Annotated in this window: 18 protein-coding genes; 17 read left to right on the plus strand and 1 reads right to left on the minus strand. The window is 27.9% G+C overall.

The genetic code is table 11. From position 1 onward, the window contains the following. Positions 1–172 precede the first annotated feature (172 nt). The 13 genes from OW763_RS09275 to OW763_RS09335 all read left to right on the plus strand — a co-directional run bounded on the left by OW763_RS09275 (position 173) and on the right by OW763_RS09335 (position 16,471). A complete protein-coding gene (locus tag OW763_RS09275) occupies positions 173–4,183 on the plus strand; it encodes a DUF5050 domain-containing protein (RefSeq protein ID WP_268040831.1) in 4,011 nt (1,336 codons plus the stop codon). A gap of 179 nt (positions 4,184–4,362) precedes the next feature. Further along, positions 4,363–5,226, plus strand: a complete 864-nt coding sequence (locus OW763_RS09280) for an SLAP domain-containing protein (protein ID WP_268040832.1) — start codon at positions 4,363–4,365, stop codon at positions 5,224–5,226. Next, complete coding sequence (locus OW763_RS09285; protein ID WP_268040833.1) at positions 5,213–5,857, plus strand: hypothetical protein; 645 nt, start codon at positions 5,213–5,215, stop codon at positions 5,855–5,857. Before OW763_RS09280 ends, OW763_RS09285 begins: the two co-directional genes overlap by 14 nt. Before the next feature lie 13 nt (positions 5,858–5,870). After that, complete coding sequence (locus OW763_RS09290; protein WP_268040834.1) at positions 5,871–6,365, plus strand: hypothetical protein; 495 nt, start codon at positions 5,871–5,873, stop codon at positions 6,363–6,365. A gap of 193 nt (positions 6,366–6,558) precedes the next feature. Beyond that, a complete protein-coding gene (locus tag OW763_RS09295) occupies positions 6,559–8,220 on the plus strand; it encodes a S41 family peptidase (RefSeq protein ID WP_268040835.1) in 1,662 nt (553 codons plus the stop codon). Positions 8,221–8,616: 396 nt separating this feature from the next. After that, on the plus strand, positions 8,617–9,900 hold the full coding sequence (locus OW763_RS09300; protein ID WP_268040836.1) for a dicarboxylate/amino acid:cation symporter: 1,284 nt from the start codon (positions 8,617–8,619) through the stop codon (positions 9,898–9,900). Positions 9,901–10,128: 228 nt separating this feature from the next. After that, entirely contained in the window at positions 10,129–10,857 is a 729-nt protein-coding gene (locus tag OW763_RS09305) for a hypothetical protein (RefSeq protein WP_268040837.1), read from the plus strand. 67 nt (positions 10,858–10,924) lie between these two features. After that, entirely contained in the window at positions 10,925–11,269 is a 345-nt protein-coding gene (locus tag OW763_RS09310) for a single-stranded DNA-binding protein (protein WP_268040838.1), read from the plus strand. A gap of 123 nt (positions 11,270–11,392) precedes the next feature. Beyond that, positions 11,393–11,815, plus strand: a complete 423-nt coding sequence (locus OW763_RS09315; RefSeq protein WP_268040839.1) for a Fur family transcriptional regulator — start codon at positions 11,393–11,395, stop codon at positions 11,813–11,815. 15 nt (positions 11,816–11,830) lie between these two features. After that, positions 11,831–12,226, plus strand: a complete 396-nt coding sequence (locus tag OW763_RS09320) for a DUF6762 family protein (RefSeq protein WP_268040840.1) — start codon at positions 11,831–11,833, stop codon at positions 12,224–12,226. Positions 12,227–12,442: 216 nt separating this feature from the next. Next, complete coding sequence (gene pepF, locus OW763_RS09325; protein ID WP_268040841.1) at positions 12,443–14,239, plus strand: oligoendopeptidase F; 1,797 nt, start codon at positions 12,443–12,445, stop codon at positions 14,237–14,239. A gap of 85 nt (positions 14,240–14,324) precedes the next feature. Continuing rightward, positions 14,325–15,383, plus strand: coding sequence for an HD-GYP domain-containing protein (locus OW763_RS09330; protein ID WP_268040842.1), 1,059 nt, complete (start codon positions 14,325–14,327; stop codon positions 15,381–15,383). 113 nt (positions 15,384–15,496) lie between these two features. Continuing rightward, positions 15,497–16,471: a rhomboid family intramembrane serine protease gene (locus tag OW763_RS09335; RefSeq protein WP_268040843.1), complete on the plus strand. Its 975-nt coding sequence runs from the start codon at positions 15,497–15,499 to the stop codon at positions 16,469–16,471. Between the two features lie 66 nt (positions 16,472–16,537). On the opposite strand, the gene OW763_RS09340 is transcribed toward OW763_RS09335, so the two are convergent. Further along, a complete protein-coding gene (locus tag OW763_RS09340) occupies positions 16,538–18,280 on the minus strand; it encodes an ATP-dependent metallopeptidase FtsH/Yme1/Tma family protein (RefSeq protein WP_268040844.1) in 1,743 nt (580 codons plus the stop codon). 218 nt (positions 18,281–18,498) lie between these two features. On the opposite strand from OW763_RS09340, the gene OW763_RS09345 reads away from it, so the two are divergent. The 4 genes from OW763_RS09345 to OW763_RS09360 all read left to right on the plus strand — a co-directional run bounded on the left by OW763_RS09345 (position 18,499) and on the right by OW763_RS09360 (position 22,202). After that, entirely contained in the window at positions 18,499–19,527 is a 1,029-nt protein-coding gene (locus OW763_RS09345; protein ID WP_268040845.1) for a YkvA family protein, read from the plus strand. Continuing rightward, complete coding sequence (locus tag OW763_RS09350) at positions 19,503–20,435, plus strand: ribonuclease H family protein (protein ID WP_268040847.1); 933 nt, start codon at positions 19,503–19,505, stop codon at positions 20,433–20,435. Before OW763_RS09345 ends, OW763_RS09350 begins: the two co-directional genes overlap by 25 nt. Before the next feature lie 102 nt (positions 20,436–20,537). After that, complete coding sequence (locus tag OW763_RS09355; protein WP_268040848.1) at positions 20,538–20,714, plus strand: YtxH domain-containing protein; 177 nt, start codon at positions 20,538–20,540, stop codon at positions 20,712–20,714. A 189-nt stretch (positions 20,715–20,903) separates the two neighbouring features. Continuing rightward, positions 20,904–22,202 (plus strand): helix-turn-helix transcriptional regulator, encoded by a 1,299-nt coding sequence (locus tag OW763_RS09360; protein WP_268040849.1) that lies wholly within the window; start codon positions 20,904–20,906, stop codon positions 22,200–22,202. Positions 22,203–22,205: the final 3 nt, after the last annotated feature.

The following is a 22,205-nucleotide window of genomic DNA, read 5'->3' on the forward strand; positions in this document are numbered from 1 at the left end:
TTTGTTTTTTTATTGAAACTACCCTAAAAAAAATGTAAATTATTTCGAATATTAATGTAGAAGAAGAATTGAAACCATTATTATCGTAAACTGTTTTATACTGGTGGACATACTATATTTTATGGACTATAATCTAAATTAGATTAAAATAACTATTATAAAGGTGATGAATATGAAGAAAAAAATCGGAATTTTAGTTGCAGCTGCATTAACATGTTCTTTGACTTTGGGGACATCTACAATTGCACATGCTCAGGTTAAATCTTATTATATGCAAAACAAATTAACAAGTAAAATGTATAAGTTTAGTAAGCAGGATTTAATTGAATCTTTTATGAACAGCACTGAAGGAAAAAATGATCAGTTATATAGGAGTTTTGTAGAAAAATCAATAAGTCAGGATTATAAAATGTATGCTGTTCAAGATGATAGAGGGAAATATATTTCTTATGATGATATAACAGATGCTTTTTTAAGATACAATGATAGAGGTATAAAATTCGATTTAAATAAATATTTAAAGACTTTTGCTAAATCAAACATAAGTGTAGATAGAAGTACTGTAGATATAAAAAAGATTTCTAATGGATCAGCTATGCCTTATGGTTCAAAGTTTGTTGTAATAGGTAATAGTGCTTATTCTATGAACTATCTAAAAAGACATTCTGAAAAAATTAATGAAGAAATAAGAAAGGGTACAGGTCTGGTTTTTTATGGTGATGTAGAAAGCGGAAGAAATAAATTAGTTAATTTATATAACAAAAAAGCTATTTCTGAACAGCAATTAAAGGATGAATGTGGTGGCGAAATAAATTTCTATGACCTTTATTCTCAAAAAACATTTGTATTTAATGGAGAAAGCTTTAAAGAACAGGAAGTTAGACCAAGTACATATAATGCTCTGTTCAGTTCAACTGAAATAGGAGATAGAAAGCTTGTTAATGTTAGATTAGAAACAAACATCAAAAATAATATTTCAGGTGTAAAGTATTTTCAAATAGAAGGAAGTCCGATAACAAAAGAGATAGATGGAAAAAGTGAAATACAATGCTTGCTAACTCGTGATAGAAACAGTAATAGATATGAGGTTAATATATATCTTTTGGACAGCAGTAAAAACACTATTGCTAGAGGAGATATAGATATACGAGGGAACATTAGTAATTTAAGAACAAAAATAGATTTCTCTTTAATGGATAAAAAAGGAGATAATGTTGTAGGAAATATAAGTAATAATGGATTGGTAGCTCAAGATAAAGGTTATATTTACTATAACAATACAGGAGATGATAATAGGCTTTATAAGTCAAGCAGTAATGGAATATTTGATCAATATATAAGTGCAGATGATGCAAGATATATAAATGTAGTAGGTGATACAGTTTTTTATTGTAATTACAGTGATGGATTTAAGATTTATAAGGTCGAATCTGATGGTACTAGAAGACAAAAAATCTGTGATGATATGGCGACATATTTGAATGTTGTAGGAGATTATATTTATTACAGTAATCACTCAGATAGTGGAAGATTGTATAGAATTAAAATAAATAGAACAGAAGGTGGATTAACTTTTGGAACTCCTGATAGAGTTTGTATTGATGAAGCTGAATATGTAAATGTAGTTGGAAATGCTATTTATTATAGTAACTATTCTGACGGGCATAAGTTATATGCAGTAAATACAGATGGTACAGGAAGAGTTAAGTTGACAGATGATTCAGCAAAATTCATAAATGTATCAGGAAACTATATTTATTATGCTACTGATGAAGGAAACTTAAAGAGAATGACAACTGATGGTAGAAATGTATGTGAACTTATTCCTACAGGAGATTTAGTTACTTCTCTAAATGTAATGGGAAATTATGTTTATTATACTAATTTTAATGATGATAATAAAATTTATAGAATTAAAAAGAATGGTTATAATTCAAAACCAGAAAAAATAATTGATGATAGTGCAGTTAACATAAATATTCAAGGTGGATTCTTGGATATTAGAGATAATTTAGTAGATGTAAATGATGGTATTATTTACTATACAAAAGATAAGCAAATTTATAAGTTCGATTTAACTAATCTTGTAGATGGAAGAACTAAGAAAACTGGTAAAGAAGTTGAAAAGCCTGATAGTGATTTGGAAGTTGATGAGGTTTATGATATAGAAAAAACTGTTGAAAAAGAAGATAGAGATATGAAGATATCTTATATAGAAGATAAATATTTACCTATTAAAGCTCCTGTTCTTATGAGTGATGGTACTGTGAGACAATTACCGGTAGCATGGGATATGGAAAAAATCAATGAAAGCAAAGGTGTTAGAACATATAATGGTAGAATAGTTGGATACGATGAAAAAGTTACCTTTAAATTAAAGGTATTATCTCCAGAACCAACTAAAGGAGATGTTACTATTACCAATAATTATGGTAATAATGATGTTATCGAAATAGAAAATCTTTCTGGAGGAGATTTAGTTAAAATCTATAAAAGTGATGGAAAAACGATTCTTAAGAGTGCACTAGTTTCATCTGGAAACGATGAAGTTAATATACATTCTGTTTCTTTAGAAAAGGATAAAGGATATATTCTGATTAGCGTGACAAAATCAGGAGGAGCCGAAAGTGATAAGATAAAAATATATTATGATCCAGAAGGACCATCCATAGCAAGTAATATTAAACTTAAAGATATTGATACTACTAATGATGGAATAGATGGAAGAGATTTTAGAGTTACATGGAATGTATCTAGTGATAAGAGTATTGTAAAACAATATATTTATATTCTTAGAAAACAAGAAAAATTAGATATGTCAGATCATGAACCAGTAGCAACTATGTATGATAATACTACCCATGAATGGAATGGTTCTTATAGAGTAAAAGAAGATAGTGCAGATGAACCATTAGGACCAGGTGAATATTATGCGTATATTGTATCTGAGGATAAAAAAGGTTTAAGAAGTGTTGCTAAGAGTAATCTTGTTGATTTTGAAGGTGAAAAAATAGAAGAAACTGAAGTGAATAGTGTTAGATTTGAAGAATCTTCTGTAAGCTTTTCACCAAATGTTCGTACAAAGTTAGAGGTTGAAATAAAACCAGCAGATGCTTCTAATAAGGATTATGTTTTAGTTTCTGATAGAAGTGACATAGTAGCTGTAGAAGGAAAATATATTAGAACTATGCCTGTTGATGAATCACAAACTGCTACAATAACAGTAATTACATTAGATGGAAATAAAACTGATACATGTTATGTTACTGTAGTTCCTGAGCATCAACAAGTATTTAAAGTAACAGACGTAAAACTTGATAAGCATGAAGTAAGTATGAATATAGGAGATGAAGAACAGCTTAATGCTGTAGTTATGCCTGAAAATGTAGATAATCCTAATGTTACATGGATATCTAGTAATACAAAGGTTGTAAAAGTTTTAGGTAATGGAAAGGTTCAAGCTGTAGGAAGTGGTAGAGCGGTTATTACTGTATTATCTGATAACACTTCTAGTGGAAATCCTGTTGTAGATACATGCATTGTTAATGTTGCAAAACAAACTGTTCCTGTAACAGGATTAACAGTTAGTGAAGGCAAAGTAGAATTGAAAGTTGGAGAAGCCAAAACAGTTGAAGCTATTATAAGTCCAGAGAATGCTACTAATGAAAATGTTATATGGGAGTCATCTGATTCAGATGTTGCTGTAGTGGATGAAGATGGAATAGTTACAGCAGTTAGTGGTGGAACAACAACGATAACAGTTAAAACAGTAGATGGAGGATTTAAAGTTAAATTTACTGTTGAAGTTGACCAAGTTTCTACAGATGATAAACACTCTTTAAAAGACTGTGATGGAGCTGTAGGAGCATCAGATTCAGATGGCGAAGGAGAACATAAAGATATAATTGTAAGTATTATAAACGATGATGTGCCTGTTGATTGGAGTAGAGTACTGGTAGAATACAATGGTGGAAAATACTTAGAAAATCATGTGGATGCATATATATCAGAGATAACTTCTTCTGATTTGAAAAATGCAATAGATAAAAATGGATCAGGAATTACTACTATAAGTATAGGAAATGGTGATGAAGGAGATGACAATAATATTTTAGTTATTTTCTTTGATTCTAAAAATAGAGCAGTAGGATATGCAATAGAGAATAATATAGAAGTTAAATAATGTCAGTTGCATATTTAGACAATCCTTGGCTAGATTAAATATAGCTGGGGATTGTTCTATATTTTACTATAGTATTTATGGTGAAAATCAATTTTAAATATATTTTTATTATGATATACTTATGATATGTATTTAATGAAATGATATACAAAAATATTTACATAATATGGAGGTAAGACATGACGAATAAAGATAAGAGAAAAATAGTTGATACAGAAATTTCAATTCATCCAGAAGTTAAGGATAGAATTTCTGATTTCCAAAAACAATGTTTAATTGATGAAATAAAATCACTTCCACCAATAAAGGAAGGGGAAATAAATATAAGTACAGATTATATTTTTGATATGGGAGATAATTATGAAGTTAGTATCTTTATAAGAAATGGACTAGCTAAATCTATTGTTTTGGATAATATGGAATTTGTAGTAATTAATGAAAAAAAACAAATATTGGGAAAGAAAACTTTTAATTTAAGAGAAGCAGGAGGAATTCCAGCACATACAGTAAGACCATGGAAAATTTGTTTTGAAAAAGAAGAAATAGCGCTTGGAAAAAATGATGTTAAGAAATTAAAGGTTTTATTTAATACAAAAGGAACAGAATTTAAGAAAAGTATGAAAGTTGAATTCGAAAATTTGCCTAGCAAAATATCGTATAATGACAAGCAGAAATACACTAAATTTTTAGAAGGTTTACCTATAATTGAAGATGGACAGTTTAGTATGTGCGATTATGATGTTAATAAAACTAAAGAAGGTGGAATATCAGTAACTGTTGTTATACGTAATGGAGTAGGAAGAAAAATTAATATAGAAAAAGTACCTTTAACTATTTTTGATGCTGATAAAAAAATGATTGCTTCAGGAACTTTTTATTTAGACAATGTAGCTATTAATCCGTATAAAGCAAGAATATATAAATTTTCTTTTGCAAAAGAAGAGTTATATAATCAAGATATCAATTTGAAAAAATGGGAAGTTAAGTTTGATGCAGTTAAAAATATTTCTACAGGAGATGAGAAGAACGATGAAGAAAAATAGAAAAAAAACCATGAAATTAGTAATTATATTTGTAACACTAACTATGGTTATTAGTACCTTTGCTGCAATTATTAAAAGTTCAAGTAGCGGCAACACTACAAAGGTAACAGAAGAAAAATTAAATAAAGAAAAAGGACAAACAGTTGAAACTGAAATAACAGAAACTGCTAAAAAGGATATGGAAAATGCAAAGGTTGAAGTTGGAGAAAATGAGGTTAAAGCGGTAATAAATCTTAATGAAGGTGTAAATAAGATACAAGCAGACAAAATAGCTAGTGAATATGCAGAAAAACTTAAGGAACAACACAAAGGAAAAGATGTGAAGGTAGAAGTAGTAGAGGGCGAAGAAAAGGTTTCAGAAAGCAATGTATATAATAAGGTTGAAAGTGAACAAAATAAAAAGGATGGAATGCCTGAAATAGAAAGTATTCAAATTAAAGATGGTGTAACAAACATGGACAGGCACGTAATTGTAACTTTAAAAACAGATACTCCAGAAAAATATATGGTAGCAGTTATGGGAAATGTTTGCAGATATGTGGAAAATAAAAAATACTTCCATACAGTTGTAGATTCTAATGATGAAAGTAAGATAAAAAAAGATATTATCATTTTCTTGAAAAAGAAATAAAGAGGTGGGGAATATGAAGATAAAAACTAAGGTTTTAAGTTGTCTTGCTATTGTGGGATGTATTAGTACTGCTGCAGGAATTAGTGCTAATGCTAAAACAGATGCTTATTTAATAAAGGATAAAAGTAATAGTGTTATATACGAATATGATTCAAAAACGTTAATTGATGGTTTCTTGAATTATAGTGAGACAAATCAAGATTCTTTTTATGAAGACTTTATAAGTAGAGTTTCTAAAAGTGGAACTTATGCTTATCATGATAGCACAAATAAATATGTTAGTTTTGAGACAGTAAGAGATGCTTTCTTAGATGCTAATGAAGAAGGAAAAACCTTTTCATTAATGACTTTTACTGAATCAGACGATGCAAGAGCTATGACTAATTTGCCTCAGACAATTAAAAGTGTAAAGATTAATGATGGTGAAATATCTTATAAAGATAAGAATACAGGCGGAAGTGGAGAAGATACAGAAGAAGAGCCACTAAGAGTAATTTCTATAGAATAAGTTGACGTGTCATATCAACAACCGGATATGAATAGTTGAGAGTAATAATGACCAGTAACCAATAATTGTTTTTAAATTGGGTACTGGTGTTTTTGTTAATTTAAGGATCTGTGAAATATAATTGTTGTATGGAGTATAATAATTTTATTAAAGCTAATTTGCAGAAATTATTAAATTTTAGGAGAGAAAGATGATGAAGAAATACAATAAAAATATATTTAAAAATAAAGTTATAAATTCTTTACTTTTTTTAGCTGTAGTTGTATACATATTTAATTTTTCATATATAAAGAGTGCAGATGCTGCTTCTATAGAAGTTGTTTATAAAGCAGATACGTTGGAACAGGCTAAAAATATTGTGAAAAAATATTATATTGATGATACTGATGATGAAATTCAAAACGTTAAATCGGTAGATGAGATGGTTGAAAAGCTAAATGATAAATATTCAAGCTATTTTACTAAGGAAGAGTATAATAATTTTCAAAATTCAATAAACAATAAGTTCTATGGCGTAGGAATACACTTGGACATAGAAGAACAAGGGGTTAGGGTTTTATCTGTTGTAGATGATTCATCGGCGAAAAAAGTAGGTATTAAGCCTGGAGACTTAATTGTAAAAGCAGATGACAAAAGTTTTAAAGGAATATCTTTAGAAGAAGCAATTAATAATCTTAGAGGTAAAAAAGGTAGTGAGGTTAAACTTTTAGTTAAAAGAGATGATAAAGTATTAGAATTTAATGTTATAAGAAAAGAACTAACTTCACCTACTGTAGTATCAAGAATTTTAAATAATGATATAGGATATATTAGAATAAGTTCTTTTGGAGAAAAAACTGCTCAAGAATTTCGTAGTAACTTGAATAATTTAAGAAATGATAATGTTAAAAGCTATATAGTAGATTTGAGGTATAATGGTGGTGGATATGTAGAAGCGGCATTGAGTTTGGCAGGAAATTTTATAGGATCAAAACCCGTTCTTATTATGGAAGACAATAATGGGAATAGAAAAACGTATAAAGGGTATAATTATGGTGATATAATAGATAAACCAGTTATTTTTCTAGTGAATGAGTATACTGCTAGTTCTTCAGAAATACTATCAGGAGCTGTAAAAGATTATGGCAAAGCGTTTTTTGTAGGCAAAACTACCTATGGAAAAGGTGTTGCACAGAACTCATTTCGATTAGAGGATGGAAGTGTTCTTAAAATTACAACATATAAATTTTACTCTCCTAATGGAAATGTGATTCAAAAGGTTGGGATAAGTCCTGATTTTGAGGTTTCAGATAAAGTTAATTCTTTAGCTGTGGCAAATTTACTTTTATCAAATATAGATAAAGGAATTAATGATAAAAATGGATATATTAAAGTTAATATAAAGGACAAAGAGTTCTTTATTAATGTTAATGAAGCTAGAAAAGATGTGAACTGGGAAGCTTTTAACTATATTGTAAATAAAGCTGATAATGAAAAAATATTTATTGGAAAAGGTACAAAATGGATTAGATGTACTTTGAATGATATAAAACAAGAGGAAAAGTTACTTTATTCAGAATTCAGCACATTAAAGAGTATTTATAAAGATAATAATGATAAGAAATTTTATGTAAATTTTAACAAGAATGTAGATAAAAATACTATAAATAGTGATAATATTGAAATCATCAATAGTGAAACAGGAGAAAGAGTACCTGCAAAGGTTAGTTTGTTTGATGGAAAAAAAGCTGTTATAAATTTAGAAAAAAACTTACAAGAAGGCTCTTCATACTATATTGTTGTAAGCGATAAGATAAAATGTGAAAGTGGGAAGAAGATAGAAAAAGGAAGCCTTATAAAAGTTAGTGTGAATTAAAAAAAGTGCGAAAGCACTTTTTTTAGTTTAGCATCTTTGCTGAGTTTTGATGAGAGTTGACATACTATGCCAGTAAACGGGCATAATAGTTAAAAGGTGACATACTGTATCAGCTGGTTGATACTAGCAGTTACAAAAGAAATTTTTAGTAACCAGGTAGTGGCTAAGTTTTTAAAAGTTTTAGAGTATATGTTTGAATTTTTTCATAAATAGCGACAAATGTCATAAAATTATGAAGATGAAATAAAAATAAATAAATTATTCAATTGTAAAAACGCCATGAATAATAGAATAATTTAAAATTCATTTTCTTGCATTTTAATAGAAAAATAGGTATAATAATTAATAGAAATGAATAATGTTGAAACGGATAAATCTTTAGCTAGGGGGATAAGAATGAAAGAAAATAAAAAAATGTCACTTACGATAAAAATACTTTTAGGACTAATTTTGGGTATAGTTTTTGGAATAATAGCTAACGCAGCATTTGATAAATCTGTAAATGAATCTATAATAAAATGGATGTTAGGTCCAATAGGAGCAATATTCTTAAGAGGTATAAAAATGTTAGTTGTTCCTCTTGTTTTATGCTCATTAATAGCTGGTACTGCTAGTGTTGGAGATGTAAAAAAATTAGGTAGAGTGGGAATAAGAACTCTTGTTTATTATACATTAACAACAGCAGTAGCTATAACGTTAGCTATAATATTAGCTAGTGTTATAAAGCCAGGAACTGGTGGAACAGGACTTTTATCAAATGTTGGAGAATTTAAGGCAGCTGAAGCTCCTTTCATCATGGATGTTTTTGTTAATATGATTCCAACTAACCCTATTAAATCATTAGTAGAAGGAGAAATGCTTCAAATAATTACTTTTTCTATATTATTTGGAATAGCAGCAACTATGATTGGAAAACCAGTAGAACCTGTAATTAATATAGTAAAACAAATTAATGAAGTGCTTTTAAAGATAATAGGAATAGTTATGGCGTTTGCACCTGCTGGGGTTTTTGCTCTTATATCTAAGGTTATAATGATTCAAGGTGCAGATGTATTAGTAAAACTTTTAAAATACGGAGTAACAATTATATTAGTGTTAGCTTTACAAGCTATAGTGGTTTATGGATTAGCCTTGAAGTTTATAGGAAGAGTAAATCCTATTAAGTTTTTTAAAAAATTCTGGCCGGTAATGGTAGTTGCTTTTAGTACATCAAGTAGTAATGCTACGATACCTGTAAATCTTGAAACTTGTGAAGAAAAACTAGGGGTTCCAAACTCCATTGCAAGTTTTACAATTCCATTAGGTGCAACTATAAACATGGATGGTACTGCAATAATGCAAGGGGTTGCTACTGTATTTATTGCTCAGGTATATGGATTACCACTTACAATTAATCAATTAATGATGGTAGTTATAACTGCTACTCTAGCGTCAATTGGTACAGCAGGAGTACCAGGAGTTGGATTAATAACGCTTTCAATGGTGTTACAACAAGTTGGACTTCCAGTAGAAGGAATTTCTTTAGTGTTAGGTATAGACAGAATACTTGATATGATTAGAACAGCAGTTAATGTAACAGGTGATGCTGCTGCAACGGTAATAATGTCTAATTTAGAAAATGAACTTGATTTAGATGTTTATAATGACTTTAAAGAAGTAGAATTAGAAAAAGTTAGTTAATAAAAATTAATAGAAATTCCAATAGAACTTAATTGATCTATTGGAGTTTTTTTAATTTAAAGAATAAATTTAAGTGTACTTTAATAAAATCAATAGTGAAAATAGTTTTGTCCACTTTTATATTGTTAAGTTAAAATGAGAGTTGAAATATGTATTTTAATGATTTAGAAGAATTATTATAAAAAATATATAAAACCTATTTTAAGTATATAAAGTGAGGGATTAAAGATGAGTAAGAATAAAATAGTTGCTGTGATTTTATCAATAAGTATTGGGAGTGCTTTAATAAATTATAGTTTAGTGCATGCAAAAACTATATCAAATTCATTGAAGACTACTATTAATGTAGTAAAATCAAATAGTGAACTAGATTTTGTGGTAAAAGAGGCTAGTGAACTAAATAAAGCTATAACTTTAGCAGGTGATAAAGGAATAGTTAAAGTAGTGGGAGGTGAACATAGGTTAAATTCTTCAATTATAAATAAAGATGTTACTATAAAATCTTCTGACGGCAAGGAAGTTGATATAATTGTTGAAGATATTCCTAAGGATATAAAAATTAAAGTGGGAGATAAAGTTACTATAAATAAAGAAGGAGTAGCTCCAATTAAATTAATAGGTAAAATTATATACAATAATAAAGTATTGGAAATAAATGATGAAGAAATGACAATTGATGTAAAAAAAGATGATGAAGTAAAAATAGAGTTAACAAAAGAAGTAGTAAATAAATTAGGATTTCACAATATGAATGTGTTTTTGAAGTTAAATGATGCTGAAAATGTAGATGTTGAAAAAAATAAATTAAGCAAAAAAGATAAGAGTGTAGAATATAAAGATGAAGATGAAAAGTATGATTTGGGAGATTTTGGGAATGATGACAATATGGATATAGCATTAACTTTTAAAGAAGCAGGACAATATAAATTAGAGATTTGGTGTGATAATAATAGATAATAAAAAGTTTAAGAAAAAGCAAAATGGATATACTCTAAAATAAATAAATTTTAGAGGAGGACATAAAGTGAATAAAGTAATGTTTATAGGAAGAATTACAAAGGATATAGAATTAAAGCATATAAAAGAAAATGATAAGTATGTAACAAATTTTACTTTAGCTGTAGAGAGACCCTTTAAAAATGAAAAGGGAGAGAGAATTACTGATTTTATTCCAATTGTCGCATGGGAAAGAAATGCAGAAAAATTATCTAAATTTACTAAAAAAGGTAGTTTAATGAGTGTAATAGGAAGATTACAAATTATATCATATGAAGGTAAGGATGGAATAAAACGATATATTAGTCAGGTTATTGCCCAGGAAATACAATTTTTAGATAGAGCTAAAAATAAAAAAGAAGCCGCTCAATAAAAGAAAAGTAAAATGGTATCTATAGAATAGACACTAAAAAAGTGTATACTCTATAGGTGCTTTTCTTTTAGTTTGTGGTAATAATATGTTATAATTATTGTAAAATTTATATTAGGTGATATTATGGAAATAGTGTTATATTTTAAGGAAAATAATATAAGAAAAACTAAAAGTAGAATAATTATTTTAAATATCCTGCAAAATAGTAATAAATCAGTTACAGCGGAGTATATTTTTGATAAATGTAAAGAAACTGGTGAAAAAGTTGATTTATCTACTGTTTATAGGACGTTAGATTTATTTCAACAAAAGAATATATTAAATAAATTTGATGTTGGCAATGGGAAATATAATTATATATTAAAGGATAAATGTCATAAACATATTATAAAATGCGAATTATGTAATAAAGAGATTGAAATTGATTGCCCTATGATGCAGGTAGAAGAAATAATACGAAATAAAACAGGGTTTACTTTTATTGAAAAAGAAATCAAATTAAAATGTGTTTGCAAACAATGTAGAGAAAATAAAAAATTTTTATAAAGGTTGGGATAATAAATGGAATTTTCATCAATAGTATTAATGGAAGTAGATAAAGATAATAAGTTTGTAAAAGAAGTAGGAAGTTATCAAGTTAGCGAGGGTGGAGAATATATAAAAAAGTTTTTTTATAAAGAAAATAAAGTCAATTTATATTTTGATACAAATAGAGATGTTGAAGAGTGGCAATTCACAGCTGTTTATGATTTATTCAATGTAGATATTTTTGAAGAAAAAGGTTATAAAGTTGAAGAAAAAGATGATGAATTTAATCCTACTTGGATTGTTGAATTTGATTATGATGATGATTACAATAAAATGCAAGAAAAATTATATGAAGCCTGTGAACTTATAAATAACGAAATGGAAATAGTATTTAAAGAAGCAGAAAATAAGAAGGAAGAATACATGTAAAAGCAGTTGAGAGTTGATACATCGTAACAATAAATTGTTACGTGTAGCCTTCGGCAGTTGAGAGTTGAGAGTAAAGGATGAATTAAGAAGAGCTTAATTCTTGAATACGAAATTGCAGTGTTGCGGTTATATATTTGTAGTTTTACATAGCAAAACAGCTATAATTGTCCACTGTCATCTGTTAATTGTCAACTGAATTTAAAGTGGGGTGTTAATATGAGAAGAATAGTAAAAGAACTTAAAAACAGAGATGAAATAAATTCTGAATATAAATGGGATATTGAAAAGGTATATGAGAATACTGAAGTATGGGAAAAGGATTTTAACAAGCTAAAAAATATGGCGCTTGGATTAAAGGAGTTTCAAGGTAAGCTTCATAATGCTGAAGAACTGTTAGAATTTTTAAAGCTTGATGAAAAAGTATCAAGACTTGCAAATACGCTTATGATATATGCATTTTTAAAATCAGATGAAGATACTGCTAATACTACTTTTCAAGCATTAAAAAATAAAATCGAAATATATTCTGCAGAGCTTATGACTATGGGAGCTTTTTTTGTGCCAGAAATATTGTCTTTAGGAGAAGAAAGTATATTAAAAGAGATAGAAGAACTTCCAGATTTAAGAACATATAAGTTTATGCTTAAAAATATTCTAAGAAGAAAGCCGCATACTTTAAGTAGAGAGATGGAAGAACTTATGGCTTCGGTGTCGGATTGCTTAAATGCACCTTCAAGTATTTTCAGTATGTTAACAAATGCTGATATAAAATTTCCTGTTATTAAAGATGAAGAAGGAAAAGAAGTTGAACTTACAGAAGGAAATTATTCTAAATACATAAAATCTAAGGATGTTAAAGTTAGAAAAGATGTATTTGAAGCATTATTTAACACTTATTCAAATTATAAAAACACTTTAGCTACCTCGCTTACTTCGTCTATTAAGAATTTTGCGTTTAATGCAAAAACACGAAAATATAAAAGTTCATTAGAATGTTCATTACATCCTAATGATATTTCAACAGAAGTTTATGATAATGCAATTAAAGCTATAAATGATAATTTAGATAGTCTTCATAGATATGTGAAAATTAAAAAGAAGTTGTTAGGTTTAGATGAGATACATATGTATGATTTATATGTACCAGTAATCGACACACCAAAATCACATATAGAGTTTGATGAAGCAGTAAGTATAGTTGAGAAAGCTCTTGCTCCATTAGGTGAAGAATATCTAAGCATTTTTAATCAGGGAATAGATAATAGATGGATAGATATTTATGAAAATAGAGGGAAAAGAAGTGGTGCGTATTCATGGGGATGTTATGATACAATGCCTTATGTACTTTTGAATTATAATTATGAATTAAATGATGTATCTACATTAGCCCATGAAATGGGGCACTCAATTCATTCATATTATTCAAGACGTGAGCAGCCATATATATATGCAGATTATACATTGTTTTGTGCAGAAGTAGCTTCAACAGTAAATGAATGCTTACTTATAAATTATCTTATAGAAAATGAAAAAGATGAAAAGAAAAGATTATATTTAATAAATACACAACTTGAACAAATAAGAACTACTGTATTTAGACAGATAATGTTTGCTGAATTCGAAAAGATAACTCATGAAAACATTGATAAAGGAATACCTCTTACAAGTGAAGATTTATGCAGAATATATCATGAGTTAAATGTTAAATACTTTGGAAAAGATATGATTGTGGATAAGGAAATAGATATGGAATGGTCAAGAATTCCTCATTTCTATAGTGACTTTTATGTATATCAATATGCTACAGGTTATTCAGCTGCAAATTCTTTTGTTAAAGCCATTTCTCAAAATGGTAAAGAATCAGTTAATAAGTATAAAGGTTTCTTAAAAAGTGGAGGTTGTGACTATCCTATAAATATTCTAAAAAAGGCTGGAGTTGATATGACTACTTCAAAACCAATAGAAGATACAATAAATAGGTTTAAAGAACTCTTAGATATGCTCGATAAGTAAATATATGCATAAATTTAAATTTAGTTCCAGATAGAGTTTAGAATAATTATCTATCTAAGGAAACAGATTCTATATGAGGTGTAATATGAGACTTGAGTTTATAAATAGAGTTAAAAAAAAGGATGTGTTAGGAAGAAGCATTTTAACTAATGATGGAAGTATATTGCTTAGAGCGGGAGTAGAATTAACTGAGCAATATATAAAAAAACTTAAAATTTTAGGAGTCCTATATGTATATATAGAAGATGAGAGATTAGATGATGTTGCTATTGAAGATGAACGGTTAGATAGAATAAAGCAGGTCACTATGAAGAATATGTCTAAAATAGTTAATGGTATTCATAATTTTAACAAAAGAGAAACAAGAGATTCATTAAGAGTAGTTGAAAACCTTATAGATTATATAATAGATTGTGGAGATATAAATAAAAGTTTATATGATATTCAAACATATGATAATTACACGTATATGCATTGTTTAGATACAGGCATAATGTCGGCTTTTCTAGGAATGTCAATGAATTTTAGTGAGAGTGATTTGAAAGATTTGGGAATAGGAGCTATACTCCATGATATAGGTAAGACTAAAATTTCAAATAAAATAATTAATAAACAGGGAAAATTAACAGATGAAGAGTTTAGTGAGATAAAAAGACATCCTATATATGGAAGGGAAATAATAGAGAAGAATGTGCGTTTTTCTGATTTTATATTGAAGGCTATAGAGCAGCATCATGAAAGGATAGATGGAAATGGATATCCATATGGATTAGCAGGAAATCAAATTTCTAAATTTGGTAAAGTAGTTTCTATTTGTGATGTGTATGATGCTGTAAGCAACAATAGGAGTTATAGAAAAAGATTTAGTCCTAATGATGCATATGAATTGATTTTAGCAGGAAGTGGAACTATATTTGACGATAATATGGTTAAAAGCTTTAAGAAGACATTTGCTATATACCCTTTAGGGTGTTGTGTTAGACTTTCTAATGATATAGAGGGCTATGTTATAAAGCAAAACAAAGGATTTCCTGACAGACCAATTATAAGGATTTTATATGATTCCAAAACTAAGAAACCAGTGTCTTTTTATGAAGTGGATTTAATAAAGTACAATCATATAACTATTAAAAGTGTAGTATAGACTATAGATGCTTAAGAATTAACAATGAAGAATTTAGGATACCTTTCTTCTAGCAAAGAAAGCTTTAATTATTAAGTTTTAAAGTTCGTTATTTATATAGTTGGAGAAGTGATATGAAGAAGAATGAATTTGAAAAGATTACAATAGAGATATTTAACCAATATTATAATTATAATATTGGTGAATTTAATTCAAAGAGTGGAAAAACAAGTTTTTGGGGAATAACTAAGGAATTGAATAACAGAAGGCAGAATGTTGTTTTCTTATATTTGGATAATTTTAATGATATGGATATAAGTTTATATGATGAAGTTATAAAAATAATTGTAATAGATAGTAAAAACCCAATTACCGATATAGAAAAAATAAAAGAAACTGTAGAAGGAGAAAGGCTAATTATTGTTAATAAAGATAATAATGAGCTTTTATATCATTCTTTTGGAGTGGAAGAAACAGTAGCACAAATACAAAGTGTTTTGAATTATAGAGAAAAGTTAAAAGAGGAAAAAGCAAGGGCAAAAAAACCAGTAATAACTATTTCAATAATAGCTATCAATGTAGTTATGTATATTATAACAATATTACTTTCAGGGAATATATTAGGTAGTATACTAGAGAGTGATATACGTGTTTTGATAGTTTTAGGTGCAAAAGTAAATGAACTTATTGCACAAGGGCAATATTATAGGCTTATAACTTGTGCTTTCTTACATGGAGGATTAATACATTTATTAGTAAATATGTATGCATTGTATGTTTTGGGTCCTTTAGTTGAGACGGTTTATGGAAAAATAAAATATCTAGTAATTTATTTTTCAGCAGCTTTAGTATCTTCAGTTTTTAGTTATCTTTTTTCGGAAAGTGTTTCTATTGGAGCTTCAGGAGCAATCTTTGGCCTTCTAGGAGCAATTTTAGTATTTGCTTTTAAAAGAAGGGATAAAGTTGGAAAAGGTATGGTGAAAAATGTACTTTCTGTAATAGCAATGAATGTATTCATAGGAGTTGCTTTACCTAATATTGATAATTTCGGACATTTAGGTGGACTTGTGGGTGGACTTTTGATTTCAGGAATACTTTTATTAGTTTAGATGTTTTGCTGAAATTTAAGAAAGTTGACGTGCGGTATCAGCAAGCTGATATGGCACGTCAATTTTTTAATGTACTATTTCTTCAATATCAGTATCAAACAATGTTTCTTTTTCTAAAAGATTGTTTGATAATTTTTGTAAAACTTCTTTATCGTTGAGCAAGATATCTTTAACTTTTAAATAAAGATTATCCACAATGTTTTTACATTCTTTTACAATGTCTTGGTTGTCATCTGTGGATAAGTTTGCTAGTTCTGTAAGGGTTAATAGACCTAAAGATTTTCCCATTCCATATGAAGTAACCATATTTTTAACGATATTTGTAGTGTGTTTTAAGTCACTGTATGCACCAGTTGTTATGTTTTCTTTTCCGAATATGATTTCTTCTGCTGCTCTTCCACCTAAAAGGACCATTATTCGTTTTTCTAAATAATCTTTGTTTTGATACATTTGCTCTTGTGGAATACTTATTGTATATCCACCGGCACCATTTGTACTTGGAATAATAGTAACTTTTGAGATTTTTTCTTGTGGAAGCACTTTTGCTGATATAAGAGCATGTCCAGCTTCATGGTAAGCAGTAATTGTTTTATCCATTTCTTTTATATGATCTCTATTTAATTTTTCATAGCCTGCTAAAACTATAGAATATGCTTTATCAAAGTGCTGATTATCTATAAATTTACTGTTTGATTTACAAGCAAGTATAGCAGCTTCATTAACCAGATATTCAAGTTTAGCTCCAGAAAAAAGAGATGTTTTTTGAGCTAATTCTTTTACGTTAATATTTTGAACTGGTTTATTTTTTAAATGTAAAGATAATATTTTTTCTCTTGCAGCTATATCTGGAAGAGAAACTTCAATATGCCTATCGAATCTTCCAGGTCTTAAAAGAGCAGGATCAAGCATGTCTAATCTGTTTGTAGCAGCCATTACTACAATACCTTCATCTTCATTAAATCCAGACATTTCAGTAAGAAGTGCGTTTAGAGTCTGGTCTCTTTCATCAGAACCACCACCGTTTGCTTTACCATCTCTTTTTTTGCCGATAGCATCTATTTCATCAATAAAAATAACAGCTCTACCGTGAGATTTAGCTTTTTTAAATAATTGTCTTATTCTACTAGCTCCTACCCCTACGTATACTTGTATAAAATCTGATCCAGATACTGCATAAAAAGGAACACCAGCTTCACCTGCAACAGATTTTGCAAGCAAGGTTTTACCAGTTCCAGGTTCACCATAAAGTATTATACCTTTAGGCATTCGAGCCCCATAAGCGCTATACTTTTGAGGGTTCTTTAAAAAATCAACTATATCATTGACACTTTCTTTTGCCTCTTCATTTCCAGCAATACTTTCAAAGGTATATTTAGAATCTTCTACAGCAGAAGCATCTAGGGAGTCTACAGAACGCAGCCCTTTAGATGTTATTTTAGAAGATTTTAGTGCCATTATAATAAGTGAGATTATTGAACCTCCTAAAACTACAAAAGGTATTGCTTCAAATGGGGAAACATAAGACTGTTCAGAAACTTTAATTCCTTGTTTTAAAAGGTTTTCTTTAAATTTATCATTTCTTGGATTATCAGTTTCATATATAGTTTCATCTTTAAGTCTTACTTTTAATTTAGGGGAATTTGTATAGTATACTGTAGAGATGTTTTTTTGGTTTACATCATTTAAAAACTCTACATAAGGTTTAAAGCCTTGATTTGCATGAGTTGAGTTCGTGATTATAATGATAATGATAGATAAAACACAAGTAATTATAGGTATAAAAATATATTTGTTTTTAAGCTTATTCATTACATCATCCTTCCTAAAATAGTATAAATTTAAATGTATATTCAAAATATTATGTCAACCTAGATTCTATTATAATAAAATTTATTAAGTGTGTCTAATGAAAATCATAAAATTTGTTAATGTAATTTATGTTAATTTAGAGCTGGTTGTATAAATTTAAGTTATTGTGTATACTTTAGTTTAGGTGTAAAAATATGCTTGTTATAGGGGGAAAAACTATGAATATTTCAGGTATAAAAGTTAGATTAAATGAAAAAGATTTACTTGGAATGATAAAAGAAAATGTACAAGTTGAAGGACTTAATATAGAGGAAATTAGCATAAAAGAATTATTTAGAATTAAGGGGTCATTTACCAAGGGAGTTAAGATATATTTTGAAATATCGTTAGGACTCGGAAAAATTGAGAATAATATTCTTAAACTCAAGATTTTCAGTTTGAAGTTAGGAAAAATTCCTATATGGACAAAATTTGTGAACTTTGCATTAAAAAGAGGGATAAAAGGATTTGAAAATAAGGGAATAAGCATAAGTAAAGGTACTATATTTCTTGATTTGACACTAATGTGTAAGTATATACCTGCTGTGGATTTTACTCTTAGACATATTACTATATTAAATGGAGAAATTCAAGTTGATGTTAAAAATTTAATGTATTCAGAGAGTAAAGAAGCTTTATCATTTGATGAATTTAAGGATAAAATAAAAACCAATGAAGAAATTGAAAAAAATGAAAAAATTGTGGGTATAAAAAAAACGAAGGATAGTTATTCTGAAATTAGAAAGAGTGAGGAAAATAAAATACCTGAAAAATATAAAAATATAAATGAAGTTTTCATGATAATACCTGATATAACAGTTCTTTTATATAGGCTTATGAAAGATGATAGAGTAGATAAAAAAACAAAGATTTTAATAGGTGCTGCTGTTGGGTATTTAGTAATACCATTGGATATTATACCTGATTTTATACCAGTTTTGGGTAAGATAGATGATGTAGGAATAGCTTTTTTAGTTTTGGATAAAATCATAAGTAATATTCCAGAAGATATCATTAGAGAACACTGGCAGGGTGATGAAGATATCATAGCAAAAGTTAAAGAAATAAACGAACTTTTGTTTAGCATACTTGGAAGAAAGAATACTCTAAGCATTTTAAGTGGAACTTTTATATTTGCTAAAAAAGTTATGAGTAAGAAGAAATTAAAAAGTGGAGGTAAATCATGGCGAAAAAGATTTATGCTATAAAAGAAGGCTTTGATTTTGAAAATAATATTAAAATTGAAAATAAAATGGTTCATTCATGGAGTGAATGTTTAAAATATGTTAAAGGGGTAAAGGGAGCTAAGTATAAGAGTTTTACATCAAAAGAAGAAGTAGAAGAATATTTTAATAAGGGAAATGGATTTTTAAAAAAAGGAGTAGATGAATATCCATTGGATAAGATACAATTTTATGTAGATGGAAGCTATAATCAAGCTACTGAAAGATACTCTTATGCAGTTGTTGCTGTTAAAGATGAAATAGTTATTCATATTGAAAATGGAGCAGCAAAAGATAATAATAATAAGTCAATAAGACAAATTGCTGGTGAACTTGAAGGTGCTATAAAATCACTGAATTATGCTGTGGAAAATAAATTAAATGATATTGTTTTGCTGCATGATTATGTAGGAGTATGTTATCATGCCACAGGATTTTGGGAGAGAAAAGAAGAATCATCTAAAAAATATTATGAAGAATTTAATAAATTAATAAAGGATAACAAAATAGAGGTTACTTTTGTAAAAGTTGATAGTCATACGGGAGATTTATTTAATGAGCTAGTTGACGAATTTGCAAAAGATGCAATTGGAATTCCGGTTAAAGGTGAGACTATTAAATATTTAAAAAATAATATGATAAAAGTTAAGAATAAAAAATTAAAAGAAAAAATAATGGAGATAACTGATCAATCTGTATCTAATAATATAGTAGTTGTCGATGATAAAGAAAATAAGAATGAAACTGAAACCAGTATTCATGGTGAAATTGAAAAATTAAAAAAAATTGTAAAAGAAGATAATGATTATGCGAAAAAATATATAAATAATATGAAAAATGTGAAAAAAAATGAATTAATTTATTTTATGATAAAAAATTTCACCAGTATGTGATTATATACTTTATAAATAATATTTTTAAATTTGCATACCCTAAATATATAAGAGTAGTTAATGTTAAAATAAAACTGCCAATTTAATGAAGGGGTGTTAGATGTGAATAGAAGAGTTGTTAGAGGTATGACTACTGCTGCAATGCTTGGAGCAGCTGCGGGTATGTTAATGGCTCCACAGTTAAGCAGAGGTACTAGAAAAAAAATGAAAAAAAGGACTAGAAATATGATGGATACAGCAGAAAATGCCTATGATATTGTTATGAATATGATTAGATAGATAAAAAATGAAGAAATTCAAGGGAACATATAACTTGGATTTCTTTCTTTTTTTATTAATATTTACAATAAATACATTTTTTTTTTGCAGTGCTTAAATGATATGTGATATAATATAATAGGTATTTAATAAATTTATTAAATGATATTAAATATTATTATTTGTTCGATTGAAGGAAGAGAGGCATTTATGGAGATACTGTCTTTAGGAGAAAAAATTAAAAGAAGAAGAAAAGAATTAAATATGACTTTAAAGGATTTAGCTGGTGATAGGATAACTCCGGGACAAATAAGTTTAGTAGAATCTGGTAAATCAAATCCGAGTATGGATTTATTAGAATACTTGGCAAATACATTAAATATTTCTATAGAGTATTTAATGGAATCAGAAGAAACTCAAGCGGAAAAAATATCTGTTTATTTTGAGAATATTGCAGAAGCACATATATTAAATAATGAAGTAAATATATCTGAACAATATATAGAAAGAGCCATATATTATGCAGAAAAATATGGGCTAGAGTATAGAAAAGCTAAAAATCTTTATTTAAGAGGAAAAATGTGTGTGTTAAAAAATGAATTAGCATTAGCACAGCAGTTTTTTCTATCTGCCAATGTTATATTTATTAAATTTAATAGATATCAAGATGTTATTAATACATTTTTAAAACTTGGAATTATAACATTAGAAATGCAAGCTTACCATGCAGCATGTAGTTATTTTCAACAAGCTGAAAAAGTATATAATGATAGCAGCATAGTAAATGATTTTTTAATTGGCCAGATTTATTATTATATTGCTAGTACATATTTTAAGCTGGAACAAATTGAAACAGCAATTAACTATTCTTATTTAGCTAGTACAAAATTTAAGAAAATTGATGATAAAGAAAAATATGCAAAATCATTATTGCTATTATCAGAGGAATATAGTAAAAATGGTAACATGGACAAGGCTATCAAGTATTCTAAGGAAGCTTTGAATTTATTTAAAGAAATTGATGATACTAAATATGTATCAAAAATTGAAAATAATTTAGGAAAGCTATTTTATGAATTTGATAACTTAGAAGAATCATTTATTCACTATAATAAAGCAAAAGATATAAGGAGTAAGTATAATAATGAAGAGTATATAGAAACTCTTATTAATATATGTGAAAATTATATTAAATTAAAGGACATTGGAAAATCTAAAGAAATTTTATGGGAAGTAATGAAAAATATAGAAAATAGCAGCAAATCAATATTATTAAAATACTATTTGCTCAAATATAGAGTGGATATGATAGAAGATAATATAAATGAAGCTGAAAATACATTAATAATGGCATTGAATTATGCAGAGAATATGGAGTTTACTAATAAATATGCGGAAATATCTATTTTAATTGGTAAATTTTATGTGGATATTGGAAGAGATACCGAAGCTGCAAAATATTTAAATGAAGGTGTTGAGGTATTTAAAAAATTAGGTATTTTGAAATAGTGT

It is taken from the genome of Clostridium aestuarii, assembly GCF_026735135.1.
GTDB classification, from domain to species: domain Bacteria; phylum Bacillota; class Clostridia; order Clostridiales; family Clostridiaceae; genus Clostridium_H; species Clostridium_H aestuarii.